Raw genomic sequence first — 16,444 nt, forward strand, 5'->3', positions numbered from 1 at the left:
TCGCCCCCGCGCGCCGGCGCAGGCCGCGCCGCGCATCTGAAGCCTGCTGTTTCCATGGAATCCTGCCATGACGATCCCCTGTTGCCGTGTGGTCCGTCCCTGCTGCCTGTTCGTGGCCATCGCGGCCGCGCTGGCCAGCCCCGCGCTCCTTGCCAGTCCCGACCAGTCGGCGGATACGCCGCGCACGGTCGACTTCGATGCCGTCGTCGTCACCGCCGCCGCGCCGGTGTCCGCGCTGACCTATGAAACCGATCCCGGCATCCCGCGCCAGCCGATCCCGGCCAGCGACGGCGCCGATTACCTCAAGACCATTCCCGGCTTCACCGCGGTGCGAAACGGCGGCAGCAACGGCGACCCGGTGCTGCGCGGCATGTTCGGTTCGCGCCTGAACCTGCTGACCAACGACGGCGCGATGCACGGCGCGTGCCCGTCGCGCATGGACAACGCCATGTCGTACATCGCGCCCGACACCTACGACCGGCTGGTGGTCACCAAGGGACCGCAGACCGTGCTGTGGGGGCCGGGCGCGTCGGCGGGCACGGTGCGTTTCGAGCGCGACCGCGAGCACTTCACCGATCCGGCGCTCAAGGTGTCGGCCAGTGCGCTGGGCGGCAGCTTCGGACGCAACGACCAGGTGCTGGATGCCCTGTACGGTGCGCGCCCCGGCTATGCGCGGCTGACCGCCAACCGCTCCGAGTCGGGTGATTACCGGGATGGCGACGGGCGCACGGTCGGCTCGGCCTGGAAGAAGTGGAACACCGACGTGGCATTCGGCTGGACGCCGGACGAGGTCACGTTGCTCGAGCTCGGCGTGGGCACGGGCGACGGCCAGGCGCGCTACGCGACGCGCGGCATGGATGGCGCCCGCTTCAGGCGCAACAACTACAACCTGCGCTTCGAGAAGGCCGACATCGGCGAACGACTCGCGAAGCTCGAGGCGACCGCATTCCGCAACAGCGCCGACCATGTGATGGACAACTACAGTCTGCGCGAGCCCAATCCGGATGGCCCGATGCCGATGGCGATGGCGTCCAACGTGGAGCGCCGGACCCAAGGCGGTCGCGTGGCGGCGACCTGGCGCGGCGACAGCTTCGAGCTGGTCACCGGCATGGACCTGCAGGACAGCCGCCACCGGCGCCGCAGCGCGATAGGGCGCGGCACCTATGCCACCCGGCCCTGGATGACGGACGCGCGCTTCGAAGGGCTGGGCGCGTTTGCCGAAGGCACGCTGTTCCAGGGCGATCGCAGCCGCTGGGTGGCAGGCGCGCGCATCGACCGCTCCGAAGCCACCGACGAACGTGCCACGGTGTCCGGCGGGCACGGCGGCATGGCGATGCCCAACCCGACTGCCGGACAGACCCGCAGCGAGGCGCTGAAGGCGGGATTCCTGCGCTTCGAGCACGACGTGGCGGACGCGCCGGTGACGTGGTTCGCCGGGCTGGGCCATACCGGACGCATGCCCGACTACTGGGAGCTGTTCTCCGCGGACATGGGGCCGATGGGCGCGGCCAACGCCTTTGCCGTCGTGGACACGGAGAAGACCACGCAGCTCGACGCCGGCCTGCAGTACCGCGGCAAGGTGCTGCACGCCTGGGTGTCGGCCTATGCCGGGCGCGTCGACGACTTCATCCAGTTCCGCTACCTCAGCGGCGGCATGCACGACGGCATGAGCCGGGTGTCCAACATCACGGCCGACATCCGTGGCGCGGAGCTGGGCGTGGAGTATCGGCCGCTCGCGGAATGGACGTTCGGCGGCAGCCTCGCCCATGCGCGCGGCGAGGACCGCGACAGCGGCCGTCCGCTGCCGCAGATGCCGCCGCTGGAGGCGCGCGCCAGCGTGGCCTGGGACAACGGCGCGTGGTCGGCCGGCGCGCTGCTGCGCGCCGTCGACGGCCAGGACCGCGTGGCACCCGGTTACGGCAACGTGGTCGGCCAGGACTTCGACGCCAGCAGCGGCTTCGCCACGCTCGCGCTCAATGCCGGGTACCGCTTCAGTGCCAGCCTGCAGCTCACTGCCGGCGTGGACAATGCCTTCGACCGCGCCTTCAGCGAGCACCTGAACCTCGCCGGCAACGCGGACTTCGGCTACCCGGCGGATCCGGTGCGCATCAGCGAGCCGGGGCGCACCGCGTGGGTGCGCGTGGACTACCGCTACTAGGGGGCGATTTCGAACTTTCCATACGCAAGCGGACGGAGTTTTCTTGACCGCAGTCAGCGAGACATCCGTGCAGTAAGGCAAACTACATGGTTTCCCCACACGGTCCAGTCCATGTCACGGCCTGCTTCACTCGATAAATCCCAGTTGCTCGAATGCGCCCGCGGTGAAATGTTCGGCCCCGGCAATGCGCGCCTCCCTTCGCCGCCGATGCTGATGTTCGATCGCATCACGCACATCAGTGACACCGGTGGTGGCTTCGGCAAGGGCCAGATCGTCGCGGAGCTCGACATCAGCCCCGACCTCTGGTTCTTCGCCTGCCATTTCGAAGGCGACCCGGTGATGCCCGGCTGCCTGGGCCTGGACGCCATGTGGCAGCTGGCCGGCTTCTACCTGCCGTGGCTCGGCGAGCCCGGCCGCGGCCGCGCGCTCGGCGTCGGCGGGGTGAAGTTCACCGGCCAGGTGCTGCCTACCGCCAAGGTGGTGCGCTACGAGATCGACGTGAAGCGCGTCATGCGTGGCCGCCTGGCGCTGGTCATCGCGGATGGCCGCACCTATGTCGACGACCGCCTGATCTATGAGGCCGACGGACTGCGCGTCGGCCTGTTCCAGTCCGTGGAGGGCTTCTGATGAAACGCGTGGTTGTTACCGGAATGGGCATCGTGTCGCCGCTTGGCAACGACAAGGAGACAGTGGCGTCCGCGCTGCGCGAGGGCCGCAGCGGCCTGCACGTGGTGCCGGAGCAGGTCGAGCTCGGCCTGCGCAGCCATGTAGCCGGCACCTGCACGATCGACCTTGAAGCCGCGATCGACCGCAAGCTGCGGCGCTTCATGGGCGACGCGGCGGCGTATTCGTACGTGGCGATGCGCGATGCGATCGCCGATGCCGGCCTGTCGGACGAGGCGGTGCGCGATCCGCGCACGGGCCTGATCGCGGGCTCCGGCGGCGGTTCGCCGCAGTGGCAGATCGAAACCGGCGACCTGCTGCGCAACAAGGGCGTGCGCAAGATCGGTCCGTACATGGTGCCGCGCACGATGTGCTCGACGGTGTCGGCCAACCTGGCCACGGCGTTCGGCATCCGCGGCGTGAGCTACTCGCTGTCGGCGGCGTGCGCGACATCCGCGCACTGCATCGGCGCGGCGGCCGACATGATCCGCCACGGTGTGCAGGACGTGATGTTCGCCGGTGGCGGCGAGGAGCTGCACTGGGGCATGACCAGCCAGTTCGATGCCATGGGCGCGCTGTCCACGCACCACAACGAGGCGCCGGAGCAGGCGTCGCGTCCGTACGACGAGGCGCGCGACGGTTTCGTCATCGGTTCCGGCGCGGGCATGCTGGTGCTCGAGGATTACGAGCATGCGGTGGCGCGTGGTGCGCGGATCCATGCGGAGCTGGTCGGCTATGGCGTGACCTCCGACGGTGCCGACATGGTGGCGCCGAATGGCGAGGGCGCCGCGCGCTGCATGCGCATGGCGATGGCGGGCCTGGACGGGCAGGGCGTGGGGACTATCGACTACCTCAACACGCACGGCACGTCGACGCCGCTGGGCGACATCGTGGAGCTGGAGGCGGTGCGCGCTGCGTTCGGCGATGCGGTTCCGCCGCTGTCGTCGACCAAGGCGCTGACGGGGCATTCGCTCGGCGCGGCCAGCGTGCACGAGGCGATCTACAGCCTGCTGATGTTGCAGGGTGGCTTCGTGGCGGCTTCGGCCAACATCACGTCGCTGGATCCGCGCGCCGAGGGCTATCCGATCGTCCGCGAAACCCGCGATGCACCGTTGCGCACGGTGATGTCCAACAGCTTCGGCTTTGGTGGCACCAACGCGACCCTGGTGTTCCGGGCCGTCTGACCGGGCCTTCTCCTGGTTGGTCTTGGCGGAGGGTGTACGGGTACTCCGGGCCTTCTCTTGGTTGGCGGGTCCGGAGGGTGTACGGGTACTCCGCCGGCTGGTCCCCGCTGCATGGGCCTTGGCCTGGTCGGGAGGTTGGCGGGTTCTGCGCGGCGGTTTCGCAGCGCGGGCCCTTTAGGCCGGCTGCGTACCCGTACACCCTCCGCTGCCACCGGCGCTGCGGCTTGAGGGAAAGCGTCGCGAAGATCGAGTCTTTCTCGCGGCTGACGAATGCAAGGGCTGCGCGGCTGTGCTCTCACCGCGGCCGCCTGATGCGCGCCATGGCGGGTTGGTGGGTGCGCAGTGGGCATAAAGACCCTCGCTGCGACCAAAGCCCCGAGGAAACACCCAGCGATCCAAACGGGGGTCGCCCGCGGAGTACCCACCAACCCGCCAGCCGGCCAGCCACCGGCGCCCTCGTACCAACCGCCAGCCAGCCACTACGCTAGTCGCCCGCGCGGCTGCCAGTCGACAACGCTGTCCAGACGGCAGGTGCAAGCGTCACACGGGGTGAGACCCGGCGTTGGCATGCTTGCGGGGATGGGATTGTTCGCCTCTCCGCCGCAGGTGCTCATCGACGACGCCGAAGGCGGCATCCGGTACTGGCCGGACTTTGTCGCCGCGGACATCGCCGATGCCTGGTTCGAGGCCCTGCGGCGCGATGCCGACTGGCACAGCGAGAGCCGCCCGATGTACGACCGGGTGGTCGACGTGCCGCGGCTGCTTGCGTCCTACCGCACCGACGCCTTGCCGCCGGCACTGCCGCTGGCGGAGATCCTCGCGCGCGTGCAGGCCGAAGTGCCGGCGCCGTATACCGGCGTTGGCCTGAACCTCTATCGCGACGGCCACGACAGCGTGGCCATGCACAGCGACAAGCTGCACACCCTGGTGCCCGGGCACCCGATTGCCCTGGTGTCCCTGGGCGACCCGCGGCGCATGCGCATCCGCGCCAAGGCGGGCCGGCGCGAAGGGCTGACCGTGGAGCTTGACCACGGCAGCCTGCTGGCGATGAGCCACGCCTCGCAGGTGAGCCACGAGCACGGCATCCCAAAGACAACGCGCCCGGTGGGCGCGCGCATCAGCGTGGTGTTCCGCGTTCGCCCGCGCTGATGGCCGGCCGCTGCCATCTGTATGTGTTTCCCTGCCACTGGGAGGACCAGTGCAAGCTCGGATTTTCGCGCGATCCCCTGGCCAGGCTGCGCCAGTTGCATCGCCGCTGGTTCGAGTTCTTCGACCTGGATCGCGGCTGGCTGGTGGAGACCGAGACCGTCCGCGACGCGCGTGACCTCGAGCTGGCGTTGCGCCGGCGCCTCGTCGAGCACAACGCCCCGGCGCCGCTGACCGCGCGGCATGAGGCCGGAGGCCACACCGAGTGGTATCGCGGCGCGGGCGCGCAGCTTGATGCGGCGGTGGCCGCGCTCGGAATCGACGGGTACACGGTGCATGCGCTTCGGCCGTGGCTGCGCGAGGCGCTGCTGGCGCGCAGCGACCAGCTGCACGACTGGGCCGAGGCACAGCTCACGGTGGATGAACTCGAAGGCGTCGCCCGATCCACGCCGGCGCAGGCACACGTCCGCGACGTGCTGGATGCCTACTCGGAGCTCGGCATCGATGTCACGCCATTGCTGCCGGCGCAGGTCGAGCGCTGGTACCGGCGCGGCTGACGTCGCGCGCCGTCAACTCGCCGGGTCTGCCGCGGGCGGCGCGGCTTGCCGGGCCATGCACTCCCGGACGCCCTGCACCTCGGCTTCCAGCACATGCGGCAGCGGGGGGAGTCCTTGCGGCGCGTGGCCTGCGATCGCCGCAGCCGCAAGTGTGTCGAGCGTGGCGCGCAGCCGCGATGCGCCGCCGCCGGCGAACATTGCGGCGGCGGTCTCGCCGGCGGTTTCGCCGCCCAGCCGCTCCAGCGCCCAGCACGCCGACAGCGCGCGGTAGCAGAGGCGCTCGGTGGCGGCCACCGTGGGCCAGGCCTCGTCGGCGGCGCGGCGCTGGCGGCGGGAGCTGGCCAGTCCCTGCTGGTGCGCGCGTACCACGGCGAAACTCGCCTGCAGCACCTGGTCGCGTGCGTGGCGGGCGCTGCGAGCGGTGACCTCGCCGCTGGCGAGGATGGGGACCAGCGCTTCGACCGCAGCCAGTGCGGCGGCGATGCGCTCGGGGATGGCGGCGCTGGCCGCCCGCGGCGGCAGCAGGCGGAACACGGCCAACGCGACCGCACAGCCGGCAAGGGTGTCCAGGCCGCGTGCCAGCAGGTAGCTGCCGAGGGCATCGACGGGGCGCCCGCCGCTGGCGATGGTGAGCGCGGCTGCGGTAATGAACACCACCGCCAATGCGTAATTGCGCAGCACCACCATCTCGATGGTGAACTGCAGCGCCATCACCGCCAGCACCAGCCACAGCCCCTGCGGGTGCAGCCAGAGCAGGGCGCCGGCGAGCAGCAGGCCAACCCAGGTGCCGAGCAGGCGCTCGAGGCTGCGCTGCAGCATGCGCAGCCAGTCGAAGCCCTGGTGCAGCATCAGCACCGCGGCCGCCACTGCCCAGTAGGCACGCTCGAAGTGGAACCACGCGCCCAGCGTGCCGGCGACCAACGCGGCCACGCCGACACGCAGCACGATGCGTTGCGCGTCCGAGCCGAGGGCAAGCGCCTCGCGCAGGCGCGACCAGGCGCGCGGATGGCCGAGCGGCACGGCATCGTGTGCGGTCGCATCCACCGTCTCCAGCCGCGCCATGGCGTCCTTCAACTCGGTGGTGCGCGCCAGCAGGTCGGCGCTCGGCGCCTGCCCGCGGCTGGCGGCGCCCATCGCTTCGGCAAAGCACAGGTGCAGGCCGCGGTTGACGGTGCGCAGCCGCCCGAGCGTGGCGCTGCCGCGGGCCTGTCCGGGCTGCTGGTCGACCAGCACCGACCATGCGTTCTGCAGCACGAAGGCGGCCTGCTGCCGCGCCGCGGATTCGCCCGGCGTGCCGATGCTGGCCACGTACACGGAGACCGCCTTGCCTGCCGCGGCCACCGCCTTGCGCTCCGGCCCGCGGAAGCCGAACAGCGCGCCGGACATGTGAACCACCCAGGCGAACAGCCCGCCTGCGCCCACCAGCAGTCCGGCGTCCAACGGCGTGAGGTGTCCGGCAGGCATCGCGCTCCCCGCGGCGCAGGCCAGCACGAACATGTAGGCACCGGGCGGGCCGATGCGCAGCGCGTTGCCGATCCAGGTGGCCGCCATCGCCACCAGCGCCACCACCGCCACAACGGGAGCGATGTCCGGTGCCGCCCAGAGGCCGAGGCACGTGGCCAGCGCGAAGGCGAGGGCGATCGACGCCAGCTGCGCGGCCCGGTGCAGGTAGGCGCGACCACCCCCGTACAGCGCGGTGAATCCGCCGATCGAGGCCATCAGGCCCGCGGGGATGTCTCCGGCAAGCCAGCCGACCAGAATCGGCGTGCCCATGCAGCCGGCCGCGCGCAGCGAGAAGCGCAGGCGGTCCGGCGGCATCGGGCGGACTTCGAACATGCCGCGCAGCAGGCTGGCAAGGATGGACGGGGGCACGGGCCTCGGGTTCCCGGGTGACGGGACATTCTAGGCGTCGGCCTTGCCATGCCGGCCCCTCGCCATCGGATTGCGGCGCGGCGACGGCATGCGCCATGATCGGGACCAACCAACGCAGGGAGTGGACGCGATGAAACAGGCATCACCACAGCGGGGCCGGTCGTAATGGCGCTGGAAATGATTCCGGTCTGGAAGCAGGTCACGCCGGCGCTGGCATCGGAGCTGATCGCGTTCTGGGCGCGCAACAACGCCATCCCGGATCCGACCAAGGCGGCCGATCGCGCCACGCAGGCCGTGCTGGTGGGCCGCGACGAAGACGGGCAGATCTGGAGCGTGGGCACCGCGGTGCTGGGCATCGTGCCGTCGTTCGGGCAGCCGACCTACCTGTACCGGCAGTTCTTCGCGGCCTCACACCGCGGCATGAAGCAGACCATGCCGTTCCTGGTGCGCGCGCGGGAGACGCTGGAGGCGTACAACGCGTCGCTGCCGCAGCCGGAGTCGGTGGGCGTGATGATCGAACTGCAGAACGACGCGATGAGCGTGCGCTACCAGGACATGTACGAGCAGGAGCCCGCCGCGCACTTCATCGGCTGGTCGCCGCGCGGCAGGCAGCTGCGCATGCTGTACTTCAAGGGCGCCCGGATCATGCTGCAGCCGCAGGTCGCGCACATCCGCAGCGCCTGAGCAGGGCCGCCTGCCTGCGGGGCGCCGGCGTCAGGCCGGCGGGTCCAGCAGTTCGAGTGCGCGGTCCACCTCGCCACGGGTCGACGGCCGCACCACGCGGGCGACTTCCTCGCCGTCGCGCAGCAGCACCAGCGTCGGCCAAAGCTTGATGCGGAAGGAGCGGCCGAGGGGGCGTCCGCTGCCGTCCTCGACCTTGATGTGGCGCAGGTCCGGATGCGCGGCCAGCGCGGCTTCGATCGCCGGCTGCGCGCCCTTGCAGAAGCCGCACCAGTCGGTGCCGAACTCGAGGACCGTCGCGCCGGCAAGCGCGTCGACCTCGTCGCGGGTTTTCGCTTCGGGCGCGTAGCTGCCGACGTAGGCCACGGTCAGGCCAGCGTCCGCACTTTCGGCTCGCGCGCCCACTGCCGCGTGCTGGCGGCAGTGACGAACCCCTTGCTGTCGGCGGCGTCCACGATGCCGGGATCCTTGCCGACGTTGCCGGCCTTCAGCAGCGGCGCCGCCCCGGCGTCGGAGGCGATCGCCTTCAGGTGCACCCAGGCGTTGGCGACGAAGTCCACGGCGGCAGACTCCCTGGCGAGCTTCTTTCCGGCGTCCGCCGACAACAGTACGGCGACGGCGTCGAACACCTGCGAAGGCGTGCCGGCAAGCTGGCCATCGGCCGGCTGCTTCCTGCCGTCCGAGAGCACGGCGCCGCCGAGCTTGGGCGCAACGATCTTGACCGTCGCGCCGGCGGATTCGGCTGCCTTGCGCAGGGCCTTCAGCGCTGCGGCATCGCTGCCGTCGTCGATGAGGATGCCGACGCAGCGCGCCTGCAGGGTGTCCTTCATGCGGCCGATGATGCGCACCTCCGGCGCCGGCGGCATGTCGCGCGGTGGTACCGCCGCGGCGGGTGCCGGTGGGAGGGTGTCGAGTCCCAGGCCATCGGCCACGCGCTGCGCGAGCGACTCATCGATGTGGCGCAGATGCCCGACAGTGCGCTCGCGCACCTTCGGCGTCTCCACCTTGGACAGTTCGAACACCAGCGCCGACGCCAGGTGCGCCTGCTCCGGCGCCTCGAGGCTGCGGAAGAACATGCGCGGCTGCGTGTAGTGGTCGGCGAAGCTCTCGGCGCGGATGCGGCCCTTGGCGCCGTCATCCGGCGGCGTGGCGTGGCTGCGGAAGCCGGCCTGCGCATCGGCGCGCGGGCTGTCGTCCTCAAGCGAACTCGGCTCGTAGTTCACGCGGCCCTTGTGCACCTGCATCTGCATGTGGCCGTCGCGCTGGTGGTTGGCGAACGGGCACTTGGGCTGGTTGATCGGGATCTGGTTGAAATTGGGCCCGCCGAGGCGGATCAGCTGGGTGTCGAGGTAGGAAAACAGGCGGCCCTGCAGCAGCGGATCGTTGCTGAAGTCGATGCCGGGCACTATGTTGGCCGGGCAGAAGGCGACCTGTTCGGTCTCGGCGAAGAAGTTGTCCGGCCAGCGGTCCAGCACCATGCGGCCTACGATCTGCACCGGCACCAGCGCCTCGGGGATGATCTTGGTGGGGTCGAGGTGGTCGAACGGGAACGCCTCGGCGTCGCCCTCGGTGAACAGCTGCACGCCGAACTCCCATTCGGGGTAGTTGCCGGCCTGGATGTTCTCGAACAGGTCGCGGCGGTGGAAGTCGTTGTCGGCGGCCTGCAGCTTCAGCGCCTCGTCCCAGACGGTCGACTGGATGCCGAGCTTCGGCCGCCAGTGGAACTTCACGAACGTGCTGTTGCCGGCCTCGTCGAGCAGGCGGAAGCTGTGCACGCCGAAGCCTTCGATGGTGCGCAGCGAACGCGGGATGGTGCGGTCGCTCATCGCCCACATGATCATGTGCATCGATTCGGGGGTGAGCGAAATGAAGTCCCAGAACGTGTCGTGCGCGCTGGCCGCCTGCGGGAACGCGCGGTCCGGCTCCATCTTCACCGAGTGCACGACGTCCGGGAATTTCATCGCGTCCTGGATGAAGAACACCGGGATATTGTTGCCGACCAGGTCGAAGTTGCCTTCGGACGTATAGAACTTCACCGCGAAGCCGCGCACGTCGCGCGGTGTGTCGACCGAGCCGGCGCCGCCGGCCACGGTGGAGAAGCGGGTGAATACCGGCGTGCGCGTGCCGACCTGGGTGAACAGCTTCGCGCGCGAATACTTCGCCAGCGATTTCGTGAGTTCGAAGTACCCGTGCGCGGCGGAACCGCGCGCGTGCACGATGCGTTCCGGAATGCGCTCGTGGTCGAAGTGGGTGATCTTCTCGCGCAGGATGAAGTCTTCCAGCAGCGTCGGCCCCTTCGGCGTCGCGCGCAGCGAGTTCTGGTTGTCGGCGACCACCACACCCTGGTTGGTGGTGAGCTGCGGATGTGTGTCTCCGGCCTGCTGCTGGAGCTCGTCGCCATGTCCGCGCGGGGCATCGGCATCGGGATCCGCGCCGGCGCGGCGGCCGATGCTGCCGGCCGGCTTGGGGGCCGGCGCCTTGGGTGCGGTCGGGGGCTGCTTGCCGGGCGGCGTGGCGGTTGGCGTCTTGGATCTGGCCATTGGGGCGTTCCGCGGCTGGATTGGAGCGCCATGGTCTGCCCCGTGATGTAAAGCCGACGTGGGGATCGCATCCCGCCCGTATTTACGTGGGCCGTTGCGCGGGCAGCCGGTCGCGGCGCAGGAGGCGCAGGCCGAACCAGTCGAGCGGGTCGTTCCAGCGTTCGACGACGTGCAATCCGGCGTCACGCGCCAGCGCCTCGAAGCGCGCGTCGCTGTACTTCTGGCTCTGCTCGACGTGCATCTGCTCGCCGGCCGCGAACGCGAACCGTCGGCCATCCACCGTGACCACCTGCTGGCGCAGGCTTTCCAGCGTGGTCACGATCCGGCCCTCGTCGCGCACGTAGCGCGCGCGATGCGCGAAGCCGTCGAGCGCGAAATCGCTGCCGATGTCGCGGTTGAGGCGCGCCAGCAGGTTCAGGGTGAACGCCGCGGTCACGCCGGCCGCGTCGTTGTACGCGGCTTCGATCACCGCCGGGTCCTTCTCGAGGTCAATGCCGATGAGCGCGCTGCCGCGCTCGCCCATGGTGTCGCGCATCGCCGCGAGCAGGCGCACGGATTCCTCGCGGGTGAAGTTGCCGAGCGTGGAGCCGGGGAAGAACACCAGCACATGCCCGGCCGCGCGCGACGGCGCAGGCAACGGCACCGGGCAGGTGAAGTCGGCCAGTACCGGCAACACTTCGACGTCGCCGAATTCACGATCCAGGCGATCAGCGCTGGCGGTGAGCGCCGAGCGCGAGATCTCGATCGGCGTGTACGCCACCGGGTCATCAAGCGCGTCGAGCAGCAGCCGCGTCTTGCGCCCGCTGCCGCTGCCGTACTCGACCACGTGCGCGCGCGGGCCGACCGCGGCGGCGATCCGCGTGGCACATTCGGCCAGCAGCGCCAGCTCGATGCGCGTGGGGTAGTACTCCGGCTGGCGGGTGATGGCTTCGAACAGCTCGGAGCCGCGCCGGTCGTAGAAGTATTTCGACGGCAGCCGCTTTGGCGTCGCGGCCAGTCCGCGCAGCACGTCGCCGGCGATGTCGTCGGGCGTGGGGTGCAGGTCGGTGATTGGCAGGTCGCCGCTCACCCGGGGTCCCTGGCCAGGCGCACGCCGCTGAACTGCCAGCGCGCGGACGGTGGGAAAAAGTTGCGGTAGCTGACGCGCGCGTGGTCGCGCGGCGTGGCGCAGCTGCCGCCACGCAGCACCAGCTGGCCGCTCATGAACTTGCCGTTGTATTCGCCCAGCGTACCGGCGAGCGGGCGGAAGCCGGGGTAGGGTGCGTAGGCGCTCGACGTCCATTCCCAGGTGCCGCCGAACATGCCGTGCGGACCGTCGCCGTGGGCGTCCTGCGCGCGCGGGTGAAATGCGGCGCCATCGGCGAAGTCGCCTTCGACCGCGAGGCCGGCCGCGGCGAGCTCCCACTCGGCTTCGGTGGGCAGGCGCGCCCCGGCCCAGCGCGCAAAGGCATCCGCCTCGTAATGCGACAGGTGGCACACCGGGGCGTGCGGGTGGCGTTCCTGCCAGCCCGCGAGCGTGAACTCGCGCGCGCCGTCGGCATGCCAGTACAGCGGTCGCTGCCAGCCTTCGCGGGCGGCCAGCTCCCAGCCGTCGCTGAGCCAGAGCGTGGGCGTGGCGTAGCCACCGTCGTCCACGAATGCGGCGAATTCGGCATTGCTCACCGCACGGCTGGCCAGCGCGTGCGCGGGCACCAGCGCGCGGTGGCGCGGCGTCTCGTTGTCGAAGGCGAAAGCCCCGCTTGGCCACGGCGCGGCGCCGAGCTCGGTGATCGCTTCGTCACGCGCAAGCCAGCGAACTGGACCCGCTGCTGCAGCGGGTGCGCGGGGTGCGGATGCCGCGGCACCGGGGTGGTATGCGGGCGCCAGCGGGTTGCACCAGAACGCGTGCTTGATGTCGGTCAGCAGCAGCTCCTGGTGCTGCTGTTCGTGGTGGGTACCGAGCAGCAGCACGTCGCGCGCGCCCGCATCCAGGTGGCCTGCGTCGAGCAGCGCGATGACGCGCTCGTCGATCGCGTCGCGCCACGCCAGTACTTCGGCCAGCGTCGGGCGCGACACCAGTCCGCGGCTGGCGCGCGGATGGCGCGCGCCCGCACCGACGTAGTAGCTGTTGAACAGGTAGTCCCAGCCGTCGGGAATGGGCGGCTCGCCGCGCCGCCCCAGTACGAAGCGCGCGAAGAACCAGGTGGTGTGGGCGAGGTGCCATTTGGCCGGGCTGGCGTCGGCCATGCTCTGCAGCTGCGCATCCTCGGCCGACAGCGGCGCGGCCAGCGCGCAGGTGCGCGCGCGCACGGCGACGAAGCGCGCGCGGAGGTCCGGCGCGCCGTCGTCAATGGCGGCCGGTGGGGCTGCGATGGATGCCTGGACGGAGGGCATGCGCGCAGCCTAGCGCCACGCGTGTGAAGCGGGGTTATGGCCGCGTTGCCCCTGTCGCCGCGGCGGCAGGACCGCCACGGCTGTCGGGGGTCAGACCACGTCGGGCTCGCTGAACGCCTCCGGCTCGTCTTCCGCCGAGCCGATCGGGATGCAGCTGCAGAACACGTTCTTGTCGCCGTGCACGTTGTCCACGCGCGCCACGGGCGGCCAGTACTTCTGCTGGCGCAGGCCGGGGAGCGGGAACACCGCCAGCTCGCGCGGATAGGCGTGAGTCCATTCGCTCGCGCTGGCCTGTGCGGCGGTGTGCGGGGCGTTGAGGAGCGGATTGTCCTCGCGGTCGAGCGTGCCGTTCTCGATCGCGCGGATCTCGTCGCGGATCTGGATCATCGCGTCGATGAAGCGGTCGAGCTCGTGCATCGACTCGCTCTCGGTGGGCTCGACCATCAGCGTGCCCGAGACCGGGAAGCTCAACGTCGGTGCGTGGAAACCGAAGTCGATCAGCCGCTTGGCCACGTCCTCGGCGCCGATGCCGGTGGCGTCCTTGAGCGGGCGCAGGTCGAGGATGCACTCGTGCGCCACCAGGCCGTTGCGGCCGGTGTACAGGGTGGGGTAGTGCGGCTCCAGCCGCCTGGCCACGTAGTTGGCATTGAGCAGCGCGACCTGGGTGGCGCGGCGCAGGCCGTCGGCGCCCATCATCGCGATGTACATCCAGCTGATCGGCAGGATGGAGGCCGAGCCATGCGTGGCGGCGGAGACCATGCCGCCGGTCGCCGTGGCGCCGGCATCCGCGTTGAACGCGCGCGGCAGGAACGGTGCAAGGTGCGACTTCACCGCGCAGGGACCGACACCGGGGCCACCGCCGCCGTGCGGGATGCAGAAGGTCTTGTGCAGGTTGAGGTGGCTGACGTCCGAACCCCACTTGCCGGGCCTTGCGACGCCGACCAGCGCGTTCATGTTGGCGCCATCGGTGTACACCTGGCCGCCGTGGGCGTGGACGATCTCGCAGATCTCGACCACGTCCTCCTCGAACACGCCGTGCGTGGACGGGTAGGTGATCATGATCGCGACCAGGCGGTCGGAATACTTCTCCGCCTTGGCGCGGATGTCGTCGACGTCGACGTTGCCGTCCTTGTCGCAGCGGGTCACCACCACGGTCATGCCGACCATCTGCGCCGACGCCGGGTTGGTGCCGTGCGCGGATTCGGGGATCAGGCAGATGTCGCGGTGACCCTCGCCGCGCGACTGCTGGTAGGCGCGGATCGCCAGCAGGCCGGCGAACTCGCCCTGCGCACCGGAGTTCGGCTGGAAGCTGACCGCGTCGTAGCCGGTGATCTCCACCAGCATCGCTTCCAGGCCGGTGATCAGTTCGTCGTAGCCTTCGGTCTGGTCGGCCGGCGCCAGCGGATGGATGTCGGCGAACTCGGGCCAGGTGATCGGGATCATCTCGGCGGTGGCGTTGAGCTTCATGGTGCACGAGCCCAGCGGGATCATGGTGCGATCCATGGCCAGGTCCTTGTCGGCCAGCGCGCGCATGTAGCGCAACATCTCGTGCTCGCTGTGGTGGGTGTTGAACACCGGGTGCGCCATGAACGCGGTGTCGCGCGCCAGCCCGGCGGGCAGGGCGTCGGCCGTGGCGGCGTCGAGCGCGTCGATGTCGCCGACCGTGGCGCCGAACAGCGCCGCCAGCGCCACCACGTCGTCGCGGGTGGTGGTCTCGTCGAGGCTGATGCCGACGCTGCCGGCATCGAGCGCGCGCAGGTTGATGCGCGCGTCGCGGGCACGGGCGTGCACGGCCGCGGCATCGATGCCGCTGACGTGCAGGGTGTCGAAGAATTCGCCACCGACGGTGGCGCCGGCGCCGCGCAGCGCGTCGGCCAGGATCGCGGCCAGGCGGTGCACGCGGCGCGCGATGCGGGTCAGTCCTTCAGGGCCGTGGTAGACGGCGTACATCGAGGCCATCACCGCCAGCAGCACCTGCGCGGTGCAGATGTTCGAGGTCGCCTTCTCGCGGCGGATGTGCTGCTCGCGGGTCTGCAGGGTGAGGCGATAGGCGGGGTTGCCTTCCGCGTCCACCGACACGCCGATCAGGCGCCCGGGCATGGAGCGCTTGAACGCGTCGCGGCAGGCCATGAACCCGGCATGCGGGCCGCCGAACCCGAACGGCACGCCGAAGCGCTGGCTGTTGCCGACCACGATGTCCGCGCCCCAGGTGCCGGGGGCGGCGATCAGGGTCAGCGCCAGCAGGTCGGCCGCCACCGCCACCACGCCGTTGCGCGCGTGCACGGCGTCGGCCACGGCGCGGTGGTCGCCGATGCGGCCGAAGGTGTCCGGGTACTGCAGCAGCACGCCGTAGCTGTCGACGGTGGCGGCGTCGGCATCGTCACCGACGTGCAGTTCGATGCCCAGGCCGTCGGCGCGCGTGCGCAGCACTTCCAGCGTCTGCGGATGCACGTGCTTCGACACGAAGAACACGTTCGACTTCGACTTCGACATGCGCTTGGCCAGCGTCATCGCCTCGGCGGCGGCGGTGGCCTCGTCGAGCAGCGAGGCGTTGGCGATTTCCATCCCGGTCAGGTCGGCGACCATGGTCTGGAAGTTGATCAGCGCTTCCATGCGGCCCTGCGAGATCTCCGCCTGGTAGGGCGTGTACGCCGTGTACCAGGCCGGGTTTTCCAGGATGTTGCGCAGGATGACGTTCGGCGTGTGCGTGCCGTAGTAGCCCTGGCCGATGAAGCTGCGGAACACCTGGTTGCGGTCGGCGATGGCGCGGATGCGCGCGAGCGCGTCGACCTCGGTCATCGACGGCGAAAGCGCCAGGCCCTGCCCGGAGCGGATCGCGCCCGGCACGATGGCGTCGGTCAGCGACTCCAGCGAGTCATGGCCGACCACGCGCAGCATCTGCGCGACCTCGGCGTCGTTGGGGCCGATGTGGCGCGACACGAACGCGTCATGGTGCTCGAGCGAGCGGAGCGAAGCGGGCTTTGACATGGCAATGGACTCTGGCGGGCGCGGGTGGGCCGCGTGCATGCACGCGGGGCGCCCCTCTGTCCTTTTGCCTGAGAGTTCGGGACGGGCGCGAGCCCCATCCATGCACCTTCGGCGCCGGGTTTGACCGGTCTCTCCAGAGTTTTTTCCCGCCGGCGGTACGTGGGCCTGAGCGATTACGGGCGTTGCGCCTTCGGCAGCCGGACCGGTCGAACCGGGCGGCTTCTCCCGCTGGAGGGTTTCACGCGGCGATTATAGCCCGGTCGCAGTTCCGCCCCGGTATCC

Annotated in this window: 12 protein-coding genes and 1 riboswitch; of the genes, 6 read left to right on the forward strand and 6 right to left on the reverse strand. The window is 70.3% G+C overall.

Going from position 1 to position 16,444, the window contains the following annotated elements; all coding sequences use genetic code 11:
* Positions 1-67 precede the first annotated feature (67 nt).
* From JGR64_RS04340 to JGR64_RS04360, 5 genes are all read left to right on the forward strand, one after another.
* On the forward strand, positions 68-2,158 hold the full coding sequence (locus tag JGR64_RS04340; protein ID WP_199375339.1) for a TonB-dependent copper receptor: 2,091 nt from the start codon (positions 68-70) through the stop codon (positions 2,156-2,158).
* 111 nt (positions 2,159-2,269) lie between these two features.
* Complete coding sequence (gene fabA, locus JGR64_RS04345; protein WP_199375340.1) at positions 2,270-2,785, forward strand: 3-hydroxyacyl-[acyl-carrier-protein] dehydratase FabA; 516 nt, start codon at positions 2,270-2,272, stop codon at positions 2,783-2,785.
* Positions 2,785-4,005: a beta-ketoacyl-ACP synthase I gene (gene fabB, locus JGR64_RS04350; RefSeq protein ID WP_199375341.1), complete on the forward strand. Its 1,221-nt coding sequence runs from the start codon at positions 2,785-2,787 to the stop codon at positions 4,003-4,005. Before fabA ends, fabB begins: the two co-directional genes overlap by 1 nt.
* A 579-nt stretch (positions 4,006-4,584) precedes the next feature.
* Positions 4,585-5,154 (forward strand): alpha-ketoglutarate-dependent dioxygenase AlkB, encoded by a 570-nt coding sequence (locus tag JGR64_RS04355; RefSeq protein WP_199375342.1) that lies wholly within the window; start codon positions 4,585-4,587, stop codon positions 5,152-5,154.
* A complete protein-coding gene (locus JGR64_RS04360) occupies positions 5,154-5,708 on the forward strand; it encodes a GIY-YIG nuclease family protein (protein WP_199375343.1) in 555 nt (184 codons plus the stop codon). Before JGR64_RS04355 ends, JGR64_RS04360 begins: the two co-directional genes overlap by 1 nt.
* Positions 5,709-5,720: 12 nt before the next feature.
* On the opposite strand, the gene JGR64_RS04365 is transcribed toward JGR64_RS04360, so the two are convergent.
* Positions 5,721-7,580 carry an FUSC family protein gene (locus JGR64_RS04365; RefSeq protein ID WP_199375344.1) on the reverse strand — a complete coding sequence of 620 codons (1,860 nt, stop codon included), beginning with the start codon at positions 7,578-7,580 and terminating at the stop codon, positions 5,721-5,723.
* A 177-nt stretch (positions 7,581-7,757) separates the two neighbouring features.
* Between JGR64_RS04365 and JGR64_RS04370 the strand changes: the two genes are divergently transcribed.
* Positions 7,758-8,264, forward strand: a complete 507-nt coding sequence (locus tag JGR64_RS04370; RefSeq protein ID WP_199375345.1) for a hypothetical protein — start codon at positions 7,758-7,760, stop codon at positions 8,262-8,264.
* A gap of 30 nt (positions 8,265-8,294) precedes the next feature.
* Here JGR64_RS04370 and JGR64_RS04375 read toward each other — a convergent pair whose 3' ends face one another.
* From JGR64_RS04375 to gcvP, 5 genes are all read right to left on the reverse strand, one after another.
* Positions 8,295-8,627 (reverse strand): thioredoxin family protein, encoded by a 333-nt coding sequence (locus JGR64_RS04375; RefSeq protein ID WP_199375346.1) that lies wholly within the window; start codon positions 8,625-8,627, stop codon positions 8,295-8,297.
* A 2-nt stretch (positions 8,628-8,629) separates the two neighbouring features.
* The gene (locus tag JGR64_RS04380; RefSeq protein WP_343225150.1) at positions 8,630-10,711 is read right to left on the reverse strand and encodes a catalase; all 2,082 of its coding nucleotides are present in this window, start codon (positions 10,709-10,711) and stop codon (positions 8,630-8,632) included.
* Between the two features lie 172 nt (positions 10,712-10,883).
* The gene (gene egtD, locus JGR64_RS04385) at positions 10,884-11,870 is read right to left on the reverse strand and encodes an L-histidine N(alpha)-methyltransferase (RefSeq protein ID WP_234446997.1); all 987 of its coding nucleotides are present in this window, start codon (positions 11,868-11,870) and stop codon (positions 10,884-10,886) included.
* Positions 11,867-13,174: an ergothioneine biosynthesis protein EgtB gene (gene egtB / locus JGR64_RS13840; RefSeq protein WP_233348382.1), complete on the reverse strand. Its 1,308-nt coding sequence runs from the start codon at positions 13,172-13,174 to the stop codon at positions 11,867-11,869. Before egtB ends, egtD begins: the two co-directional genes overlap by 4 nt.
* A gap of 90 nt (positions 13,175-13,264) precedes the next feature.
* Positions 13,265-16,162 (reverse strand): aminomethyl-transferring glycine dehydrogenase, encoded by a 2,898-nt coding sequence (gcvP, locus tag JGR64_RS04390; RefSeq protein WP_199375349.1) that lies wholly within the window; start codon positions 16,160-16,162, stop codon positions 13,265-13,267.
* 46 nt (positions 16,163-16,208) lie between these two features.
* Positions 16,209-16,309, reverse strand: a riboswitch (glycine riboswitch).
* Between the last annotated feature and the right edge of the window lie 135 nt (positions 16,310-16,444).

Source organism: Luteimonas sp. MC1572, from assembly GCF_016615815.1.
Taxonomy (GTDB): Bacteria; Pseudomonadota; Gammaproteobacteria; order Xanthomonadales; family Xanthomonadaceae; genus Luteimonas.